The organism is Methylomonas sp. Uni0011, assembly GCF_056850255.1.
The window spans coordinates 65,850-86,865 of sequence record NZ_JBVVNO010000002.1; the positions used below are offsets into that span (position 1 = coordinate 65,850).

General features: G+C 55.2%; 17 protein-coding genes. 5 read left to right on the top strand and 12 right to left on the bottom strand.

The features are described from left to right. Window positions 1-57 precede the first annotated feature (57 nt). The 5 genes from AC0IM9_RS03050 (at window position 58) to AC0IM9_RS03070 (ending at window position 4,248) form a co-directional block, all read left to right on the top strand. Complete coding sequence (locus AC0IM9_RS03050; RefSeq protein ID WP_482803009.1) at window positions 58-630, top strand: methyltransferase family protein; 573 nt, start codon at window positions 58-60, stop codon at window positions 628-630. 213 nt (window positions 631-843) lie between these two features. After that, a complete protein-coding gene (locus AC0IM9_RS03055) occupies window positions 844-1,602 on the top strand; it encodes a TorF family putative porin (RefSeq protein ID WP_482803010.1) in 759 nt (252 codons plus the stop codon). 120 nt (window positions 1,603-1,722) lie between these two features. Further along, window positions 1,723-2,274 carry an RNA polymerase sigma factor gene (locus tag AC0IM9_RS03060; protein ID WP_482803011.1) on the top strand — a complete coding sequence of 184 codons (552 nt, stop codon included), beginning with the start codon at window positions 1,723-1,725 and terminating at the stop codon, window positions 2,272-2,274. 13 nt (window positions 2,275-2,287) lie between these two features. Next, the gene (locus tag AC0IM9_RS03065; RefSeq protein WP_445371295.1) at window positions 2,288-3,004 is read left to right on the top strand and encodes an anti-sigma factor family protein; all 717 of its coding nucleotides are present in this window, start codon (window positions 2,288-2,290) and stop codon (window positions 3,002-3,004) included. A gap of 5 nt (window positions 3,005-3,009) precedes the next feature. Further along, the gene (locus AC0IM9_RS03070) at window positions 3,010-4,248 is read left to right on the top strand and encodes a S8 family peptidase (RefSeq protein WP_482803012.1); all 1,239 of its coding nucleotides are present in this window, start codon (window positions 3,010-3,012) and stop codon (window positions 4,246-4,248) included. On the opposite strand, the gene AC0IM9_RS03075 is transcribed toward AC0IM9_RS03070, so the two are convergent. The 12 genes from AC0IM9_RS03075 to AC0IM9_RS03130 form a co-directional block, all read right to left on the bottom strand. After that, window positions 4,240-5,373, bottom strand: coding sequence for a glycosyltransferase family protein (locus tag AC0IM9_RS03075; RefSeq protein WP_482803013.1), 1,134 nt, complete (start codon window positions 5,371-5,373; stop codon window positions 4,240-4,242). The genes AC0IM9_RS03070 and AC0IM9_RS03075 overlap by 9 nt on opposite strands. A 13-nt stretch (window positions 5,374-5,386) precedes the next feature. After that, window positions 5,387-6,805, bottom strand: a complete 1,419-nt coding sequence (locus AC0IM9_RS03080) for an alginate export family protein (protein ID WP_482803014.1) — start codon at window positions 6,803-6,805, stop codon at window positions 5,387-5,389. A gap of 131 nt (window positions 6,806-6,936) precedes the next feature. Then, entirely contained in the window at window positions 6,937-7,800 is an 864-nt protein-coding gene (locus tag AC0IM9_RS03085; protein WP_482803015.1) for a polysaccharide deacetylase family protein, read from the bottom strand. Beyond that, on the bottom strand, window positions 7,754-8,893 hold the full coding sequence (locus AC0IM9_RS03090) for a glycosyltransferase family protein (RefSeq protein ID WP_482803016.1): 1,140 nt from the start codon (window positions 8,891-8,893) through the stop codon (window positions 7,754-7,756). The genes AC0IM9_RS03085 and AC0IM9_RS03090 overlap by 47 nt, the downstream gene beginning before the upstream one ends. A gap of 68 nt (window positions 8,894-8,961) precedes the next feature. Beyond that, window positions 8,962-10,764, bottom strand: coding sequence for an ABC transporter ATP-binding protein (locus AC0IM9_RS03095; protein WP_482803017.1), 1,803 nt, complete (start codon window positions 10,762-10,764; stop codon window positions 8,962-8,964). A 20-nt stretch (window positions 10,765-10,784) separates the two neighbouring features. Next, window positions 10,785-12,068, bottom strand: coding sequence for an aminoglycoside phosphotransferase family protein (locus AC0IM9_RS03100; RefSeq protein WP_482803018.1), 1,284 nt, complete (start codon window positions 12,066-12,068; stop codon window positions 10,785-10,787). Next, on the bottom strand, window positions 12,065-12,709 hold the full coding sequence (locus AC0IM9_RS03105; protein WP_482803019.1) for a histidine phosphatase family protein: 645 nt from the start codon (window positions 12,707-12,709) through the stop codon (window positions 12,065-12,067). The genes AC0IM9_RS03100 and AC0IM9_RS03105 overlap by 4 nt, the downstream gene beginning before the upstream one ends. Further along, on the bottom strand, window positions 12,696-14,030 hold the full coding sequence (locus AC0IM9_RS03110; RefSeq protein ID WP_482803020.1) for an aminoglycoside phosphotransferase family protein: 1,335 nt from the start codon (window positions 14,028-14,030) through the stop codon (window positions 12,696-12,698). Before AC0IM9_RS03110 ends, AC0IM9_RS03105 begins: the two co-directional genes overlap by 14 nt. After that, the gene (locus AC0IM9_RS03115) at window positions 14,027-16,162 is read right to left on the bottom strand and encodes an alginate lyase family protein (protein ID WP_482803021.1); all 2,136 of its coding nucleotides are present in this window, start codon (window positions 16,160-16,162) and stop codon (window positions 14,027-14,029) included. The genes AC0IM9_RS03110 and AC0IM9_RS03115 overlap by 4 nt, the downstream gene beginning before the upstream one ends. Before the next feature lie 3 nt (window positions 16,163-16,165). Further along, window positions 16,166-18,175: an alginate lyase family protein gene (locus AC0IM9_RS03120; protein ID WP_482803022.1), complete on the bottom strand. Its 2,010-nt coding sequence runs from the start codon at window positions 18,173-18,175 to the stop codon at window positions 16,166-16,168. Then, window positions 18,150-19,505: a glycosyltransferase family 4 protein gene (locus AC0IM9_RS03125; protein WP_482803023.1), complete on the bottom strand. Its 1,356-nt coding sequence runs from the start codon at window positions 19,503-19,505 to the stop codon at window positions 18,150-18,152. The genes AC0IM9_RS03120 and AC0IM9_RS03125 overlap by 26 nt, the downstream gene beginning before the upstream one ends. Before the next feature lie 63 nt (window positions 19,506-19,568). Beyond that, window positions 19,569-20,825, bottom strand: coding sequence for a glycosyltransferase family protein (locus AC0IM9_RS03130; protein ID WP_482803024.1), 1,257 nt, complete (start codon window positions 20,823-20,825; stop codon window positions 19,569-19,571). Window positions 20,826-21,016: the final 191 nt, after the last annotated feature.

Here is a 21,016-nt window from a genome sequence, read left to right on the forward strand (position 1 = left end):
ACGAGGTAACGAGACGCGAGGCAAAGGATTATGCCGTTAGCCGGAGGAGGGCAAGCGATGACATGGGTGAGGATTTTTTGGTTTTTGGTTTGCCTGGTTTGGGTCGGCGCCGAGATCGGTCTGGCTCGACGGCGGCGGGCGGCGGATGGCGAAATCGCCTGCGACGAGCGCCATTCGCAAGGCCGGCTATGGTTGTTCATCACGCTCGGGCTGGTATTGGCGCTGCTGTGCAAACAATTGGCGTTGCTGCCGATTCCGCTGGCCTATCTGCCACGGCAGATATTGGCTCTGGCAATTTTTGCCGGTGGCTTGTATCTGCGTTATACGGCGGTGATCGGTTTGGGCCGGTTTTTTACGACCCATGTGGCGATTTTGAACGGGCATCGCTTGATCGAGGACGGACCCTATCGTTTGTTGCGGCATCCGGCCTATACCGGCTTGTTAATGGCGTTAGCTGCCGCCGGATTGGCAATGGGCGATGGCCTGGCGCTGCTCAGTCTTATGCTGTGTTCGGGCTGGGCTCTGGCGCACCGGATAGAGATTGAGGAACGCATGCTGGAACAACAATTCGGCGACTGTTACCGCGACTATCGGAACCGTCGTTGGCGCTTGCTGCCATGGTTTTACTGAAGAGCCAACGGACTGAGATTTCTCCATTCTGGACGACGGCTTGTGCAGGTTCAAGTAGGAAGATGTTGCGATATAAAGGCCAGTTGCATTTATTCCTTAAGTCAGTTGTGGGTTCAATGGAAGTAGTCAATAATGCTTTGAATGCACTCATGGGCATTACGCTGACAATTGTTGTTCGCAGATACTGCCGTTTTCACTCGCAATCTACTCGCTATGGATCGACACAAACACTGCCGCGAGGGCTGGTTTTTACCTGGGTTGGTGATTCTGGCGATTGCAATTGTCGGAGTTCTTCATGGCTCTGTCGCCCGAGCGGAATGGCATGGCGAATTGGTGTTTTTGAGCGATTATCTTTACCGGGGCTATTCCAAAAACCGGAGCAATCCGTTGGCCCAAGGCCGGTTGGATTTTCAGGATACCAGCGGCTGGTTTGCCGGCCTAAACCTGTCTCAAGTCAGTTTCGACGATCGGCACCTTAAAAACTACGCCGACGTCGAAATCAAACCTTACGCGGGTTGGAGTTTGCCTCTAAGCGCTGATTGGCGTGCCGAATGGATGGTCGCCGGTTATATTTTCGACGGCAAGATATTCGGTAGCACTGCCGATTACGCCGAAGTTTACACCTCGCTGCATTATCAAGATTGGCTGACCGGTACCGTCTCGGTTGCTCCGGATGCGTATCAACGCGACGCCACAGTCATGAACTACGAACTGAAATACCGGCGGGATATTTTGGACAACCTGCAATTTTCGCTGGGATTGGGTTATTTTCAGGCCGGCGCTTTGCTGGAGGAAGACTATTTTTATTGGAATGCCGGCGCTTCATGGTTTCTGACCCCCAATATGGCGTTGGACATACGCTATGTCGACGTCAATCTGGATCGCCACGAAGAATCCGGTTACCACCACCACGAGTTTTATCCGCGCTTGCTGGAAAACAAATTTTTATTTTCAATAACCCTGGGGTTTTGAAATATTTTTGAGCCCTTGAACCTTTGCGTTGGCTAGCGGAATAGAGAGAGACCGAGCCAAAACTTGAGGAAATCGTTTTCAGCCATGTTGCGTCTGGTTCTTAACCCCAATCAAACACCGATGCCCGATCAGCCCGATAGAGGTGCCGATGAATACCTGTTGTTGCAGCGTATAGGCACAGGCGATACCGCCGCGTTCGAAGCCTTCTACAAAATATACTATCCCCGATTGTTTCGCTTTGTGTTGCGAATGACCCGACATACCGAGGGGGTGGAGGAATTGATCCAGGAAACCTTGCTGGTGGTCTGGGAACGGCCGCACGGTTTTAACAACGAGAGCAAAATTTCGACCTGGGTGTTTGGGATTGCCTACAAGAAAACGCTGAAAGCGTTGGCCAAAACTGCCCGACGGGAACGCGACATCGATATCGATCAAGTCGCTGACCTGGCGGGCGATCCGATCGCCAATCCGGCCGATAATTGGGAAAATCAGGATTGGCTCAATTTCGCGCTGACCAGCTTATCGCCGGAACAGCGGGCCGTCATTGAATTGACCTTCTACCACGGCCTGTCGTATCAGGAAGTCGCCAAAGTGCTTGATTGTCCGGAAAATACCGTAAAAACCCGTATGTTTCATGCCCGCAGGAAAATGCAGATTTTAGCCGGTGCGTAGGAGAACTGAGTCTATGAATTCGCCAATTTCAGCTTCCGTCAATAGCCATGCAGACCTTGTGTTGCTGTTGCCTTGGTACGTCAACCAAAGCCTGTCAATTAACGAACGTCAACAAGTTGAAAATCATTTAAAAACCTGCCTGATTTGCCGGCGCGAACTGTTAAACCTGCGCAAATTATCGGCGGCGGTGCAAGGCAGCGCCGATCTCGAAGTGGCGGCCGATGCTTCGTTGGCTGGTTTGCGCATGAAGATGCAGCGAGCCGACCATTCGCGGCCTATGTCGTCACGCTTGTTCCCAAAATTAGCTAGCCGATGGGGGAAGCCTGAACACGTTGCCAGCGGCTTACCCGATGCGCAGCGCCGACTCTGGGCCAGCGTCGGCAGCACCGGCAAAGGCTTGGCCATAGCTGCTTCCTTGTTACTGGTCATCGCCCCGGTGGCTTTGCAATACCGGCTACCTGCTACGACCGGAGAGTATTTCACGCTGGCCGCGACCACGCCTGGAACCGAGTCGGTTGGCCAGTTGCGAGTGGTTTTCACGAATCAACTTCAGCTGCAAGAAATTGACGGCCTGCTGGACAGCGTCAATGCGGTTCGTGTCGGCGAGCCCAATAGCGTCGGTGCCTACACAGTCAAGCTTCGTTCTAGCGAGCACAACCCCGAACAGGCTTTGGCATTGCTGCGTGGCCGACAGGATGTAATACTGGCGGAACTCATACATCAGCCGTAATCCAGATGAAGCTCCCGCGTTTGACTCTTTTGTTTGCTGTACTTTGGATGCTGGGCGGTTGCGCAGCAACCGCTGATTTGTCCCGGCTTGGGGACAGCAACACGCCCGAGGAACGCCGGTTATTGGTGACTTTTGCCGACCGAACGATTGAGCGGACGCTGCCCGCCAATGCCCTGGACGGTTACCGCTTGCGCGGCCAGTATGGCAATTCAAGCTGGAGCGAAGATGTTGCCCATGCCTTGGCCGACCGTCACCATTTGCAGTTTGTCGCGCAATGGCCGGTGACGACCCTGGGCGTCAGTTGCGTGGTCTACGAAGTGCCCGACAATTTGCCGGTGCAGCAGGCGATCACCGAATTGCAGCAGGATCAGGATGTGTCTTCAGTGCAACGGATGCAGAGCTTTCAGGTGTTGGGTAAACAGTCGCGGGCCGCACCGTCCTATAGCGACCCCTATTTGCACTTGCAAACCGGTTTTAATTCGCTAGGGATTGCCGATTTGCACCAGGTGACTACAGGGCAGGGGATACGCATTGCAGTGATCGATACCGGCGTCGATAGCGACCATCCCGATTTGAAAGGCCAGATCCAATATTCGGAGAACACCGCGCCGGAGCCGATCGATCATAATCTCGCCGATGTGCACGGCACGGCGGTGGCCGGTGTGCTGGCGGCTCATCCCGACAATGGCATCGGTATTGCCGGTATCGCGCCGGAAGCGGACATTTTGGCGTTTCGGGCGTGCTGGCCGGAAAAACCCAACGCGCTCGCGGCGCATTGCAATACCTTTACACTGGCGCTGGCCTTGAATCAGGCGATGCGGATGGATAGCCATATCATCAACTTGAGCTTGAGCGGTCCCGAGGATTATCTACTGCGTCAGCTGATCGAAAAAGCCCTCGCAAAAGGCATCGTTATCGTAGCGGCAGTGCCGGGTAAGGGCCAGGTCGGTGGTTTTCCGGCGAATGCGCCAGGCGTGATCGCAGTCAGTCAAACCGAAACCGAACAACCGTCGCAAGTGATCGCGCCCGGCCAGGATATATTGACGACAGTTCCGCATCAGGCTTACGACTTCATGACTGGCAGTTCGTTTTCGACCCCCCACGTTGCCGGGATGGCCGCGTTGTTGCTGCAGCTCCACCCCAACTGGAAGGCCGCCGATATCAAACGCCGTCTGGGCAGCAATATCTCGACCGCGAATCTGCTCGATGCCAAAACTGCTTCGGCCGCTGAAGCGTCACGCTGATTCGGCCAGAATAGTTCTCACGCGCCGGCTAAGCTCGGCCGCGCCGTCAATCGCAATCGCCTGTTGCGGATAAGTCTGGTTTAGCGCTTCCCCGATTTTCTGACTCAACCGTTCCGGCGCCAGATCGTTTTCGGTTAAGGGCAACACAAAGCCTTTGCTGGCCAGCTTCTCGATGCGTAAGCCTTGTTCGCTATTGCCAGCGTAAGGATATGCCAGTGCCGGTGTGCGGGTGCTGATCACATCCATCAGCGTGTTGTCGCCACCCAGGCTGATCGACAAAGCCGCAGTTTGTAAATTTTCCTGAAAGTTATGCAAAAAAGAGACGACCTCGACATTCGCACTACTGACCTGCGCTTGCAATTCGGCAACTTCCGCTGAGGAGGCTCTGGCGCTGGTAACGACGAGAAAGTGGTAATCCGGCAATAGTGGCGCGGTCCGGATCGCCGCACGCAGCAGGGTCTTGCCAATTTCACCGCCGCCCTGACTAACGACGATTCGGTTTCTTCGTTCTAGCCGACTTGCCGGAGGTGGCGGACTAACGTAGCCTACATATACCAAGCGATCAGCAATTTCGGCCGTCAAGCTAAAGGTTTCCTCAAAGCGCACAATGTCCTGATCGCCGCGTACGAAAATGGTGTGAATATGATCCTGTACCAATTTCACTATGCGTTTTTCAGCTTCCGGTGGCGCCGGCACCAGTATCTCCCGAACAAAGCAAAAAATCGGTATCACGCCGCAACGCTGTCTGACGCTGGCAAACAAGCCAAGAATCTCTTTTTTCAAGCGCCGCCGGCCGAACGGGAAAAACTCGACCATCACCGCATCGTAAGGCCAGTTTACAAATTGCTCGATAGCCGCGGCGCGCTCGGCCCAGACGACTTCGATGGGCTTGTCGCTATCAGGCGCATAAAGTTCATCGGTTGCACTGTCGATTAGAATCGTAGGCAAACGTAAATGCCGAAATCCCGGCAATTCCGGCATTTGTTGCAGGCCTTGTCCGCCGTGGATCAAATCGACATCGGCATAAGTCGACAACTCGCGGATGACCAACAGGCTGCTGGTCAGATGCCCCAAACCGACCAGACTCTGGCAATAAAACAGGATTTTACGGCGCTTAGAATGCATGACAAGCAAGCCCTTAAAAGCTGTATTTGAATGTCAGGTCAAGTTGAAAGGAATTATTACCTTCCAACGCACCAAAAGCCGGGCCTGCCATAAATACCGAACCGGCAAATTGCACCTGCAAATGCTTCCATTCGTCCAGGGACAATACCAAATCGAACTCGTCTCCCAGCGTGCCGCTTCTGCCGTTGGGCGTTGCACGAATCCGCGAATCGCGAATCACCGACGACGGCGTGGCCTGTTCATAGTGGTGGTAGAGCAAGTCGATGGAGCTTTGCTCGGAGATTGGAAAGCCCAACGCGGCGGTCATGATGTTCAGATTCGCCAATTCCGGCCGAAACAGCTCGCCGTAATAACGAAAGCGCTGGCTGCCGGACAATTTGATTTTATTGTTGTGTATCCCTGATTGCCGATAACTGCTGTCGGTGCCGTCGTTAGGATTGGCATCGCCGGAGCCATAGGCATAACCCAAGGTCAGGTAAGGTTCCAGGAACAGATTGCTGTACCAGGTGATGCCGGCGTCCATGCCCCAGGCTGCGACGTGCCGCGGCGTTTGCGATCTGACCCGGGAGACGTTGCTATTGATGTCGGTAAAGGTCTGGGTGGTCTCTTCACCGAATACAAATGCCGAATCCAACCAATAGCCGATTTTGCCGACATGCTCTATTTTGAATTTACCCATCGCCCTGCCGCCGAACCAATTTAAATCGCCGTCACTGGCATCTTTGCGATTGGGTCTTATCAAGTCACCGGGATTTTGATTGTCCGAATTGTCGAATTGGCTCAGAAAAAACAAGGACAAGTTTTGCTTCGGGTCCCATTGCCAAACCACGTCGCCCATCAAACGTACTACCCGGTCGCTGACTGGATCGATGAAATCCTGATCCGACTGTTTCGAACCCAATTCCTTGGCAATCGCCAATTCGGCGAACAGCGTATCCTCGCCATAATAAATCCGCGCCGCATCCAGTTCGTCGTTCCACCACCACTGGCGCTTATCGGCGATGCGCTGCCGGCCGACTTGCAGACTATATTCAGAATCGAAGATTTGATGGATGAACAGCCAGGCCTGGGTCAGTTTAATGCCGGCTTCGTATTGATCCAGCCCACTTTCGGTATAGACCTCCGGGTCGTAGTAAACATCGGACTGCACAAAAAAAGACAAAGACCTAGACCACTGATAAAACAGCTCCAGCTTCAGGTCTTGATAGACATTGGCCACATCATCGTCGCGGCGCGGGTCCAGCCGCCGGTCTTCGACGTAGCGTGGCTCCAGCTCGTAGGCACCGCCGATGGTCAACGGGTGGCCGAATACATCGACCTTAAACTGGTCGGCCGGCCGTTTGTCGCCTGGGTTGATACGCAAAGGCTCTTTTCTGACACCGTCGCCATTGTCCTGGCGAAAGGCATTGTCATTGGGTTTGGGTTTGCTCACGACCGGCCCGTTAGTGGTCTCTGCAAGTACGGATAAACTCAGCAAGGCGCTGCCTGCCAGTATTGCCGTTTTTCCGGTTTTTAGTATGAATGAATTAAAGCTCATGAACGAAAGGCGAAACAGCGGTATGGTTAATTGGGGTATGACCGCATAGCGGTCAGCAAAGCCTGGGACTCGAGCGGGAACGCAGACGCCGGAGCATCAACCGCATTTGGGTCGCATAAAAATTCGCGCATCAAGCGGCAATGTGTATGGGGATGTTCACGCAACAGTTTTAATAAGGCTTGCAGATGCTCAAGGTCGTCTACGTCCATCACTGCGTGGTGCAGCATAATCCCCAGTGGTTCCGGATGCTCCAGATGCAAAACATCTGCTATGGCTTGGCCAAGCGCAACCCAGGGCTGAACGGATTTGATTCTTATCCCGCACCAGTCGATAGCTACCGGAATTTCCCGCAATGTCCCGGTATGGAGTGGCGCCGCGCCGCGGTTGCGCGACAGGGCTTGAAAGCCCAGTCTAACCAAGCTGTCGGCCGTGGCTTGGCTGCAACGGTTCCAGGGCGGCGTGAAAATCCGGTCCAGCGCCGGAGCCAGCAATTGCGCTAGCTGTAGTTTGCCGGTTTTTAAATCTCGGTATTGCCGGTGGTCGCTGCGGCTCTCACCAAACTCGCATTTACGTCCTTGGGTTTCATGGTTAACGTGGCTAAAGCCATGTTGATGCAAACCCAACATCGCAGGTGCTGTTTCCCATCGCGCCAGAAGTGTTTCGGCGAGCTTCTGAGTGGTGGCCTGCGGAATCACGGCTAGATCGAGCGGTAGCTCGAAGGCGTGAAAGCAGTCGAGTAGGTCGAACAGTCGCCCATCATCCCAACCGGCATCGTCGTCACGAAAGAAAATCTCAACGGCATGCTCTCGGGCATCCAATGCCATACGGACAGGTCTGAGCCAATCAGCAGGCATGGGCATACTCCTCTGGCTGAGATTCTGCGTTTGCATCGTGTTTGCTTGTCAGTAATTCCTGAATCAGGCGCACGGTATGGTCCGCGCCGGCCAAATCCAAGCCGGCGGGATTGGGCGAAAAATCCCTTAATTGCAAGATCTGCTCAGCCAAACGCGGGCCCGTCAGTTCCGCCGGATTCAGGTCTTTCACCAGACCCAATTGCGCTAATTTTTGCGCCCGCTGGCTTTGCTCGTCTTCCTGGCCGCGCACAAACGGCACAACCAGAGCCGGTGTGCGAGATTCGAGAATATCCATCACCGTGTTGTAGCCGCATTGGCTGACCGACAGGCTGTGCGCCGCCAACAGAGGTTGCATCGCCGGCACCGAGCGCAGCAAGGTCAGACCGTCCATGCCTTTGACTTGCGCCGATAATGCCTGCCAATCCGCTTCCGGTAAAAAAGGGCCGGCGACGATGGTCATCGGTAACTTTTCTTTTGCCCAATTGATAGCATGAGCCTGAACCGCCGCTTGAAACAAGGCCGCGCCAACCATGCCGCCGCCGGCCGATACCAACACGCCGCGCCGAGGCGGCTTTACCGCGGCGGGGATGCGGCCTGGGGCTACAAAGCCGGTGTACAGTAACGGGGTCTTCAGTGGATGGCGCGGGCGGAAGCTGTCTTCCAGGCGAGCGAAACGCGGATCGGCGTGTACCAACAGTCCGTCGAAATAACGGTCGGTAATCCAGCGGGCGCGTTCATCATGCCGGCTTTGATCCTTGCGGGCGTTGACCATGATGTCGCGCAAACTGCACAGCACTAGCGGCTTGGCTTGGGTATCGCGGCGCGCAGCTTTTAACAAAGGCAACAACTCCCCAGCCAGTTTCTTGCGGCCGAATGGGAACAGTTCGATTAACACCACTTCCGGCCTGAGCAACGCATAGGTATCCAGTATTAACTGCCGGCGCATCGCCAATGATTCTTTGACGCTGTAACGGTCGTCCTGGCTGTATAACCGATGGTCTTCGCCCATACCCAGCGGCGGCAGATTCAGCATATCGAGATCGGCTGTGTCGGCCTGATGGTCGGGGGCACGGCCACCGTTCAAGAAGGTTACCCGAAATTCACGGCTCAAGGCATTCGCCAAGGTCATGGCTCTAACCCAGTGGCCCATACCCAGAGAGTGCTGACAATACAAAAGTAATCGCGGTTTGTGTTGGTTCATGCGGCACGCAACCCGTGTTGGAGTTTATACAGTTCGTGATAATGCCCGCCGATCTGCATCAAGGCCTCGTGGCTGCCTTGCTCGACAATCACGCCTTGCTTCAACACTAAGATCCGGTCGAAATTGCGAATGGTGTGAAACTGATGGGCGATCACCAGCACGGTTTTGCCGCCGTGCAGATTGTCGATGGCGTCGCGGATCAGTGCTTGCGACTGGGCATCCACCGCCGAGGTCGGTTCGTCCAGAATCAGAATCGAGGATTTGCGCAATAAGGCCCGCGCCAGGCACAGGCGTTGCTTTTGACCGCCGGATAGATTGCCGCCGCTTTCGCCCAAGACCGTGTCGTATCCATCTGGCAAATTGCGGATAAAATCGTCAGCATGCACCAGGCGCGCGGCGGCTTCGATGTCTTCCAGCGTGGCATCCGGGCTGCCGTAGCCGATATTTTCGCGAATGCTGGTGCCGAACAGAATCGAATCCTGCAACACAACGCCGATTTCCCGGCGTAAGCCGGCGCGTTGGTAGCGTCCCACCTCGATGCCATCGATACGCACCGCACCCTGTTGCGGATCGTAAAGGCGGATCAGCAAGCGGGCGATGGTCGATTTACCGGCCCCGGAAGCGCCGACCAAAGCCACCCGCTCACCCGGTTGAATGTGAAAGGAAATATCCCGCAGGATAGGTTTGCCGGTCGGATAACCAAAATACACATGGCTGAATTCGATCTCGCCGCGCAAACCCTTCGGCAGCAATGCATCGGGCGGATCTTGAATATCCGGCTCGGTATCGAGAATTTCGCTGATGCGTTCGATACTGACACTGGCCTTGGAAAAACGGGTGGACAGGCGGGTGATTTGCCGAATCGGCTGATACATTTGGGCGATATACGAGCTAAATACCAGCACGTCGCCCGGCGTCAGTACCCCGGCAAACACTTGCAGGCAGCCGAACAGCACCACGATGCCGGTACCGATGGCGCTGATGATTTCGATCATCCGCGTCGCCCCGGCTTCGATGCGCGCGGTACGCACGCTTTCGGTCATCGATTGGCTGCTTTCGGCATCAAAGCGCTCGCGCTCGTAATCTTCCATGCCGTAGGTTTGCACCAGCGGCACCGCGTTCAAGAGTTCGCTGACCCGCGATGCCAAGCGGCCTTCGTTACGGCGTTGCTTGCGCGCCGAGCGTTTCACCCGGCGATATATCATCACGATCGCAAAACACAACACCGGAAAACTGGCCAGCACGATCAGGCTCAGTTTCACGCTCAGGCTGAACATGATCGCGAACATGCCCAGAACGGTCAGCACATGGGTGGTAAAGGTCAAGGCCGAGTCGGCGTAAACGTCCTTTAAGGTGTTGGTATCGCTGGTGAGTTTGTTCAATAACTCGCCGGACGGCGTACTGCTGTGAAACGCCAGCGACAGGCGTTGCAGATGGTCGAACAATTCGCTACGCAAGGTGTAGACCAGCAAGTAACCGATGCGCGAGGTCAGAAATAGTTGGTAATAGGAAAACACACCCTTGAACAACGCAATCACCACCATGCTGCCACAGAGAATCCACAACGCTTGTTCGCTACCGCCATACAGCAGCGGTTGCGCCGCTGCCAACTGAGCCGGCAACGGGTGATTCAAAAGCACATGATCGAAGATCAGCTTCAGCGGCCAAGGCACGATCAGGCTGGTCAGCGTGGAACCGAGAATACAGACAATAGCGGCAAAAATACTGCCTCGCACCCGGCGCAGATGTGCAAACACGATCTGCTTGAAGCGGCTTGTTGCTTGAATTTGGTTGTTCATACGCGGTTTTCCAGATGAATTCAGTTGGCCAGCGGCCAGGGACGCAAAGCCAGGGCAATAAAATCGGCAGCCCGTTGCGGCGCGGCCGATTTTTGCTGGATGAAGGTACGGTAAGCGCGGGTCAGTAATTGACCGCGCAGGTGCCAGGCAAAACGCTGTGGGTCGGATTGATTTCGGTCGAAAGACGCATAGTCGGCAAACAGCTGCTGGACCAATCGGTCTATCGCAGTAATGGGATAGGGATAATTGTATAAATCCGCCGCGAAGTTAGCTAAATCCTGCAACGGGTCGCCAATGCTTAATTCGTCATAATCGAAGAGCGCTAAACTGCCGTCTGGCAAAACCAGCAATTGATCGATATGAAAGTCACCGTGAATCAAACCCAGTATTTCAAACACCGGGCGATTTTGGCTCAATTCGGCCAGTAAGGAAGTCAGCGCCGACTGGATGGCGGGATAGGCGTGGCTCAATTTATCCGCTTTCTTGTGCCATTCTTGCAGCTGTTGCTGCGAGGTAACGACCGGCAGAGGCGGTGGCGTGAGTTGGTGAAATGCGACAAGTGCATTGGTTATTGCCGGGATTTTATCTGCGACACTGACTTCGAAATCCAGCTCCGCCAAAGCTTCGCCATGCAAGCCTTCCAACCATAAAGTATGCTGGTCGGCGATATACGCCAAGGCCTCAGGCATGATAAAGGCTGCGTCTGACTGGGACTGCTTTTGTAGCCCATGCAAATTGTCGTAAACCGTCCGCCCACGCTCATCGGCGTAAGTTTTACCGTAAGCCATTCGCGCCGGCTCAGCTTTGCTGGCCGCGAATCGATAACGCGCCGTGCAGCGAATTTCCGGCCGGTAATTGACGATCTCGATAGCGAACACTGGCTGCTGGCCCAACTCGGGAATCTGCCGGTTATCCATCAGTTGCGCCAGCCAGGGCATGGCCGGATCGTTCGGAAAGCGCCAGCCAACCATGCCCAGCTCGGCTAGATGAATGGCTTTTTCACCGCTGGCTTGGGCTTCAACAAAGGCCTGATGGCTGCGTTGGCCCAAATAGGCGCGGGCGTAGAGTATGCGCTGTTCGGCAATCGCGGATGGCAAACGCCGGCCTTGCAAGTGGTAAACCAGCGATAAAAACGAGCGCTCGCGGTTTTCGGCGAGACGATAGGTTTTATAGCGCGGATGTTGAATCTCGCAGCCAGTCACCTGCCAGTCGCCGGCCAGACATTCGGGCAAATGCCGTTGCAGGGTTGCGGCCATCCGCTCGGCATCGAGTAAGGGCGCAAATTGAGCCAGTGGATTGCTCATGTGCGCAGCCCTGGATATTGTCGGCCGTGGTGTTCGCCGCCCAGCCGAATCGTCATCACTTGCGGCTTGCCATGCCAATCGATGGCGTATAGGTATTTGTTTTTGACGTTAATCTCGGCTTCAACGCTAAAGTCGTTACCCAGCAGCCGGGCCAATATCACTTCGTTGGTATTGCGATGGCCGACAAGCAGAATCGCACCGCCGCTATTGGCCAAGATTTGCTCCACACTGCCCAGCACTCGGTTCGTGAAAGCCGAATAAGCTTCGGCGCCGGGCACCATGAAACCGTTTTTATCATGCGCTCGCGCGGCCCATAACCGGCAGGCTTGCGGGTCGCGCTCATCGACATGGCGGCCTTCCAAAATACCCAAGCCTATTTCCCGCAAATCATCCAGTGTTTGAATCGGCAGGCCGTGAATTGCGGCGGCGGGGCTGGCCGTCTGTATGGCCCGCGTCAGGCTGCTGCTATAAATCGCGCTCAAGTTTTCCTGTTTCAATACATCAGCCAAGGCCTGGGCCTGTTCCAGGCCTTTAGCCGACAGCCGGGCGTCGGCTTGACCGGAGATGCGTTGCTGAAGATTCAGCTCGCTTTGGCCGTGTCTGGCTAAATAAATGCGTAACGGGCGATCAAATGAGCGCATCGCCGGCTCCAGTTGGCTGTCTACTGCGCGCCAAGTAACTTTCGCTGAGCGCCAGATAACTTTGGATATGAGCGATACGCAACTCATCCATTTGCCGCAGGCTGCGGCGGGTAACTTCGTGAATCAACGCGGCGGCCACCTGCCAACGCAAGGCGGGCAATGAAACGGCATGGACGCTATGCGTCCGGTAAGCGCTAAGCAATCGATTCACCAGCGGGTGTACCTGCTCGACCGCATCGCCTTCCCGCAGGCCGTGCAGATAAAAGTTGGCGATCAGACTGGCCAAATCGGTCAACGGGTCGCCCAGGCAGACGCAATCCAGGTCGATCAAGCCCAGCTTGTCGCCATCGACTAAAAAGTTGTTCAGTTTTAGGTCGTGGTGTAGCGTCGCCAGGGCTGGCTTTGGCAGATTAAGTTCTTCCGCCAACAACCCTGCAACCGTACTTTCGATGCGTTCCGCCAGCTCCGGCCGGGTTTGTTCGGCAAGCCTAACGGTGGCCAGCAGGCCTTCGGTGACATCGCTTTGACTGAAACGCTGCGCGGTATCGATTTTGCAGGCATGCAATGCCGCCGCGCACTGGCCGATGCGTTCGGCCAAGATCAGGCCCTCGGCTGTTTGCAAATCTGCCCAGCACAATGTCGTGCCGGGAACGTGCGATTGCCAGAGCGTGCGGGTTTGTGCGTCGTAGGCCAGGGCCTTGGCGCCCCAACTAAATTGGCTGCTTAGTTGCCGCATCACCGCGAACACCTCGCCGCCGCTATCGTCGGTGTAATTTTTGGCATACAACAAGCGGGTTTCATCAGATCCGCTCAGCGACACGCGGTAGCGGATCATGCAGGAGCGTTCAGCCAGATAATGCAGCACGTCGGATTCGACAGTCTGGACCCGATCCTGCCCCGTTAAATCCGGCGCGCCAATCCGGGTTTTGATGGATTCCGCATCCAACAGGCCCGGCAAATGAACCAGTTTGCGATCATATGGAAACGCCCAAATCAGCATCGCCGGCTCATGCAAAAACGTCAGAGCGCCTGCCGCCAGATCCGGCCGTTTGCTACGTGCCAATTCAAACTCCCGACTCTCTGAGCCAGGTGGGCATAGGCGGCCGGTCACGTAGCGCGATTGGAGAACTTTGTTCGATTGGGATTTAAGCCGGTAACCGATCACCAGACTTTTACCGGGTTTATGGCGTTTTTCGCCGATGCAACATTCAACATGGCCGGGTGTAATGCCGGGCATGTCCAGCATCCAGCTCAGCAACGGCCCCATCACGGCGGGATTCAGCGCGTCGGCCATTTGCGGGAAACGTGGGTCGTGGTTCATGCCGGCACACTTCCGTCGATAGCATCGATTTGTAGCTGGCCCTTGGCGTAATTCAGGCAAACCGGCTTGCCGATGCTGTCCAGCAGTTTGCGTCCGCCAATTTCCAGCCATTCCGCCGCATAAGCTCGAACGCTGAGGATGCCGCCTGCGGCATCGCGGCGAATGAACAAAACTTGTGCCTGGCAGATGACATCGGCAAAGCGGTGCTGCGATGGGCCAGGTTGATGGGCGACGAAAAAATAATCCTGGTAACGCGTGGTTTTGGATTGAATATTGATGCTTAGCGCCAAAGCCTGCGTAGCGGGCGCGGATTGACCAAGACTCGTTACTGAAAGAGCCTCCACTCGCAAAGCCGGAGCGCTTTCTTTATAAGGATATAGAACGGTTTGAAACCAGCCGCTACCCATGCATTCCTGGCTAAAACTCACCACAGGCGCGGGTTGCTTGATGCCGTACTCCGGCGACACCCAGCCGGCTTTTAAACTTGTTTCAATCTCGGCACGCCTCGCTTGCGCGATCAACAGATTGGGTGCCCGAATGCCTTGGCCTTGCTCGGCTTCCAGCCATTCGGTTTGGCCCTGCGCTTCCGGTGCCAAATGGAAAAATTGCTCGTAACGATGCGCTTCGGTGGCAAGCAACAGATCGCTGATAATCCAATATTCGGCTTCAGCAAAGAAAATGCCGCGCTGATGCTCCACTTCATAACGTGGACTCAAGGCGCGGCCATGCACGAAATCAAAGCCTTGGTTCGATTCAAAGCTTAATACCGCAGCCCGCGGTTGCGGGCCGACCGGTTCATGACACTGGTAGGCCATTTGATCCATGCCATCGATCATGACAGTGTTGTGCGCGGCAGTGCCTTTGAAGGCGTGCCGCCAGTTGACGCCGTCGCTGTCATGTTCGTGGTAGGTATAACGGCCCGGATCGACGATCAACGAACGGCCGAAGGCGGCCATTTCGAAACTCAACAAATCATAATGGCCGTGGCTGCCAAAGCCCAGCTGGCCGCAGTCAAAAATCAGATAACGACCATTGGCATAAGGCAGCTCTGTCCAGTCGCTACGCAGAATGCTGTAGCCGCTGTCGGCAAACAGGCGCGAGCGTTGCGCCGGTGGCTTGCCTTGTTGGCCTTGGCTAAGCACGTAATTCAAGGCGTCGCTGGGATAGTAGCGCTCGGCTTTGCGCAGCAAGGACAGGTAACTATTGATATCGCCATCGTTGATGGCCGGTAGCCAGCCGTCGGGTTTGTGGGCGTGAATGGAAAACTCCAGGGCTTTGCGGATCACGTCACCGAACGCCTCGGGTAACGCCAATCCATTCAAATCGGCCAGCTCGCGGATCCGCAGGAAGTTCTTCAATACCGTATGGTGATAGTCGGTGGACAGCTCTTTTTGTACGCCGTCGGCCAGAAAATCTTCGCGAAGATTGGCCAGTAATTCGTGTTGGGCAAAGGCCAATAACTCGGCGGATTGGCTTAACTCCGGAAACACCAAGGCAACCGCGAAAATCGCATACAGCTCGATAGTGCGGTGATTGCCTTGCGGCGTTAAATTGTGGCTGAGAAACACAGCCTGCGACTGAATCGAACCCAACAAAGCCAGCAAGAACTCGGCGGTAATCGCCGAGCAGTGCCGACCCGGCACGAAGTAATGGTAAGCCAATAACCATTGCTGCAAGCGGCGACCGGTCACCTGGCTGTTCAAAAAACCTTCCGGCACCTGCTCAATCCACGAGCCAACCAAGGCTACCCATTTATTGGCATAACCCTCGTCGCCACTGTAGTCGTAAGCTAATGCCAGATCGCGGGAATAATAAAACTTGTGCAGCAGTATCAGCCATTCCAGATCGGGACTGGGGTTATGCAGCCAATTCAACGCGTCACCCAAGCGATGGGTTTCGTTATTCAGGGTAAATTCGTTGTTCAGAATCGGCTGCGCACTAGCAACGTGTTTGGCTTTGCCAGGCTTTAGCGGGAAATAGTTGGTAACAGCACGCTGGCGAAAATGCGTCAACAGCTCGGCGGGCATCATTGCCGCGAAGGGGGGCACCAAAAACACGGGCAATGAACTTGCCAACGGGTTTTGCGTGCCGAGAAACGCCAATGTAGCGGTGCTGGGGTAGCTAGGTTTCATGGCTTACCCACGCTGTGCCGCCGCCGACTCGGTTTGCCAGGCCAAGACTTGCCCCCGACTATCCTGGCGACGGAATAAAAACGCGCTATCGGTTTGCAGGTCCGCAAACTGGTAAGTCAGACCGGCCTGATGCGCCAGGAATAGCTCGTCGTAGGTCTCTCTTTGGGCTAGTCGGCTGTGAATCCGCACGGCGCTGGCGATGGAGCTGCCGACCACTTGACCGTTTTGGCTCACCGGTAATGGTTCCAGTGCAAGCTGCGGCGGCGTCGATTGATACGGAAACAGCACGGTCAAAAAACAATAATTGGCAGCATGCGCGGAAAAATTGACGACCGGCGCTGGGTATTTGCAACCGTAGCTGGGTGAAACAAAGCCTGGCTCCAGCGTCAATTGGGTAGCCGGTTGCGGCGCTTGCAGGATGATCAGATTCGGCGAATCGACCCTTAACCCGGTCGCATCGACCTGTGTCGTCGTGTGTTGTTCTGCCAGTGCATCCAGATGGAAGCGCAGTTCGTAATCGTGGTTTTGCTCGGCGCGCAGCATATCGCAGATCAGCCAGTATTCGCCCGCAATGAACATGATTTTGCGCTCGTGAATCACCGGATATTCATGGCTGGCGGCGATGCCGTGCAGATAGTCAAAACCCGGCCGGTGCAGCGCGCATTTAAATTCACGCGTCGGTTCCGGGCCTTGAATCTTGTATTTACGAATGTGCGGCGCATAAAAGGTCTGGTTTTTGCCGTCCACCTGCACCGTGTTGTGATAGCCGGTACCGCGAAACAGCACCCGCCAATTGGTGTCGCCGGATTCGTCGTAGGTATAACGGCCTGGATCGACGATCAATGAGCGGCCGTAAGCCGCCACTTCGATATTGAGTAAATCCAGATGACCATGATTACCGGCACCTAAAGGCGCGCAATCGAAAAACAGATAGCGTTCGTCTTCATACGCGTCGGCTTGCTCGCCCCAGCCACTACGCAAGATGCTGTAGCAGCTGTCTGCAAAGGTTTTCGAACACTTCGCTGGCGCTTGGCCCTGTTGACCGGCAGTGGCGACGTAAAGCAGCGCCGGATCGTCATATAGCTCATGGCCTTGCCGCAGCAATTCCAGGAAATTGGCGCTGTCGCCGTCGCTGATCGCCGGGATAAAGCCGTCGGGTTTATGCGCATGCAGGCAAAAGTTCAGGGCTTTTTTGATGGCCTCGTCCATGTCGGCCGGCAACTCGATGTTGTTCAGCATCGCCAAACGGCGAATGCCCAGGAAATTGCGCAACACGATATGGTGATAATCGGTCGATAACTCGCAATGCACGCCGTCGGGCAGCAAATCGGTTTGCAGATTGCGTTGCAATTCGCCAATTGAAAAAACCAGCCATTCATCAGCTCCGCGCAATTCAGGAAACACGACTGCGGCCAGGAAAATCGCGTATAGCTCCAGGGTGCGATGATTGCGCGCTGGCGTCAGGTTGTTGCACAAATAGGCGACCTGCTGTTGCAGCGAGACCAGAAAGTCCAGGTGAAACTCCGCATCAATCAAGGATTCGGCGGCCGCCGAGACAAAATAGCGGTAGGCAAAAATCCAGTTTTGCACGCGGCGGCCGGTGACATCGCTGGACAGAACATCGACCGGCACACTATCGATCCAACTGTGAGTCAGTGATTGCCATTTATCGCGGTAGCGGCGGTCGCCGGTTTGCTGGAATCGTCTGCCCAAACCGACCGCGTAATAAAACTTGTGCAGTAGAATCAGCCATTCGATATCGGAACTAGGGTTGTGCAGCCAATCGAAGTCATCATCAAGCTGATAAAGCTCGTGATTGAATTCAAAGCGGTTCCGCAAAATGCCGTCCAGTTTGTCCGGGGTGTTTTGCTCTTCGTCGATCACCGAAAAATAGCGGATCTGCCTGCGACCATGAAAATACGCCAACAAATCCACCGGCGTCATATTGCAGTATGGAGCAGCCAGCGCCAGCAGGCGCGGATCGGACTTAAGAGTGTTCAGCACAGCAGACATGGGCTTCCACCGCTTGACCTTCCAGGCAGGCGTCGAACAGTTTCTTCAGGGCGATGGTCGTGTGGCGGGAATTGAAATCCCGGCAGACGGTTTGCCGCGCGGCTTGACCCAAACGCAAACGCAAGGCTTCATCGTCTAATAAGCTTTGGATAGCGTCCGCCATGGCTTGAGCATTTTTTTCCGGCACCAACAAACCGTTGATGTGGTCCTGAATCAACTCCGGAATCCCGGAAATGTCGGTCGAGATCACCGGCATTTCCATCGCCATCGCTTCGACCAAGACATTGGGAATGCCGTCGCGGTCGCCGTTATCGACCACCAGACAGGGCAAGGCGAACACATCGCCTTGCTGATAAATACCGCGCAGTTCCTCCTGGGTCACCGCGCCGGGCAGGCTAACGATGTCTTGTAAATCAAGATCGGCGATGAGTTGTTTGATGACTTGCGCGTATTTATCCGCGCCGCCGACGATGCGGCAATTAAATTTGACGCCGCGATCGCGCAGAATCGCGCAGGCTTTGACCAGATAATCGAAGCCTTTTTTCTCGACTAAGCGGCCGACCGACAGAATGGTTGGAATATGCTCAATCCCGTATTGCTCGCGCGGTTCCGGCACAAACAGATCGGTATCCAGACCATGATAAATCCGGTGCACGGCAATATCGCTGCCTTTGCAGGCGTCAAGATGTTCCTGATTGGCGCCGGTGCAAGTCACGGCGAATTTTGCGCGGCGCATTTTGATTTGCAGCAAGTCGCCTGGATTCAGTTCGCGCAGATAAATATCCTTGGCATGGGCGGTAAAGCTGAACGGCAGGCCGCTGATGCGGCTGGCGAACATCGCAATCGTCGTTGCGCCGTGGCAGAAATGGGCGTGGAGATGCCGAATGGCCGGGTTCTGTAACACCGATTCAGCGATATAACCGGCTTGCAGAAACTCCTTGATGAAGACTGTGCGCGGCCACTCCCGCCAGCCGCTACGGTATTTGATGCTCATGCTAAAACATTCCAGCAACACGCCTAAATAGTTGATGGGCTTCTTCAGGAATAGCCGGCCGTGGCTTTGCGTGAATTTCGGCAGGTTTTCGCTCAACCAGGCCCAAAAACTGTGGCCGGTCAAGTCGCTAGCTTGCGGAAGATAATTCACCGGCGCGTGGATGGCGTCGACGACGGCGTGATGCTTTTGGCCTTCGAGCTGTTTGATCGAAAAGATCGACAGCGCGAGTCCCAGGGTTTCCAGTAAATGGATTTCGTTGCTGATAAAGGTTTCCGAGGTGCGCGGAAAGCCTTTAAGGATGTAGGCGACTTGCGCCGGGTTGTCATCAATTTGCATGTTAAAGTCCAAAGTAGTCCGGTCAGCGTGGTTCAGGCCGATCGATGTATTCAAAGTACGGGGTTAGTCGGCGCGGGCGCTGCGCGTCGAGGTCTTGGCCGGTTCCAGCATGTTTGCCGCGCAGTCGTACAGCAGGTCGCTAATTGACTGGCTGATGCGTGACAATCCACCCATGTCGATTTGATAGAGACGGCTGTGGTGAACATTGGTGCGTCCCAATTCTTCACGAACCGTATCCATCAGTAATTTAGGCGTCAGATGGTTGGGGTGAATGGCTCGCACCAGGCCCTGCTTGGCCAAGCGTTCGGCGCGGATCCATTGTTCCTGCCCCGGTTTGACGCGCGGCACCAGGATGGCCCGTTTACGCAAGGTCAGTAGTTCGCAGGTGGTGTTGTAGCCACCCATGCTGACAACCAAATCGGCGGCTTCCATGCAGGCCATCATGTCGGTGGTGAATTCCTGAAGCACGACGTTACGGCAGCAGCGGGCCAGCACTTCCAGTTGATGGCGGCGGCTTTCCGCCATCTCCGGGCCGCAAATCATCAAGGTTTTGGCATTGTGGCCCAAATCCTGCCGGCTAAGTCCTTCCAGGTAGCTATGCAGCAATTGGTAGCCGTCCTCGCCGCCGCCAGCGGTGACCAAAACCAGGTTAGCGTCGCCGCAGTTCAGTTGGTCGCGAATTTCGCCGGCGCGCTTGTCGCTGCGTTCGCGAGCGATATAGCCGCAAAAGCTGACCTTGTCGTGGCTGGCTATCGGAAATTCGTATTCCTTGCGCATGTCGTAAATCTCCGGCGAGCCGACCACCAACACCTTGTCGTAATGGGATTGGATAGCATCGTGGTAACCGTTTTTCTTCCAGACCGGTATCGTACTTTCCGGCGCATCCAGAATGTCGCGCAGCAATAACACCAGCTTGGCGCGGTGGCCCCGGCGTTGTATCAAATTAAGTGCCGCGCCCAATTCTTCGCTGACGCCGTAGGGTTTTTTGTCGACCAGGATCAAGTCGGGGTCGAAATCCAGCACTGCGCTGAGAATGATGTTGCTGCGCAGCTTGAGCAATTGCTCGTATTCCATATCCAGGAATTTCACCGAATAGTCGCCTTTGACGGTGCGTGACAGACAAGGTAATTTGATGTAGTCGATCCGGTCCGGAATTCGGAAAGCGTGCAGCATCGGCGAACCCGACAATATCAACACCGAGACGTTCGGATCGGCATCCACGAGGGACTGGGCAATGGCCAACATCCGGCGGATATTGCCGAGACCGAAGGTATCGTGGGAGTACACGATGATACGTTTTGGCTGGTTTTCAAAGGGCATGGGTCCATTTCCTTGTTGTTGTCGTGGGCCGTCTAAACATTGTCTTCCGAGGAAGGCAGACGTCCGGTTTTTGGCGTAACAAAACGGTAATAATTTGTTCACACGCGGTGTCTATTCCCAGCGACAGGACTGAGGTTCAACCCAGTTGGAAACTTAATCAGACTTTAATTTTCGGCGTCACGAGCAAGTCA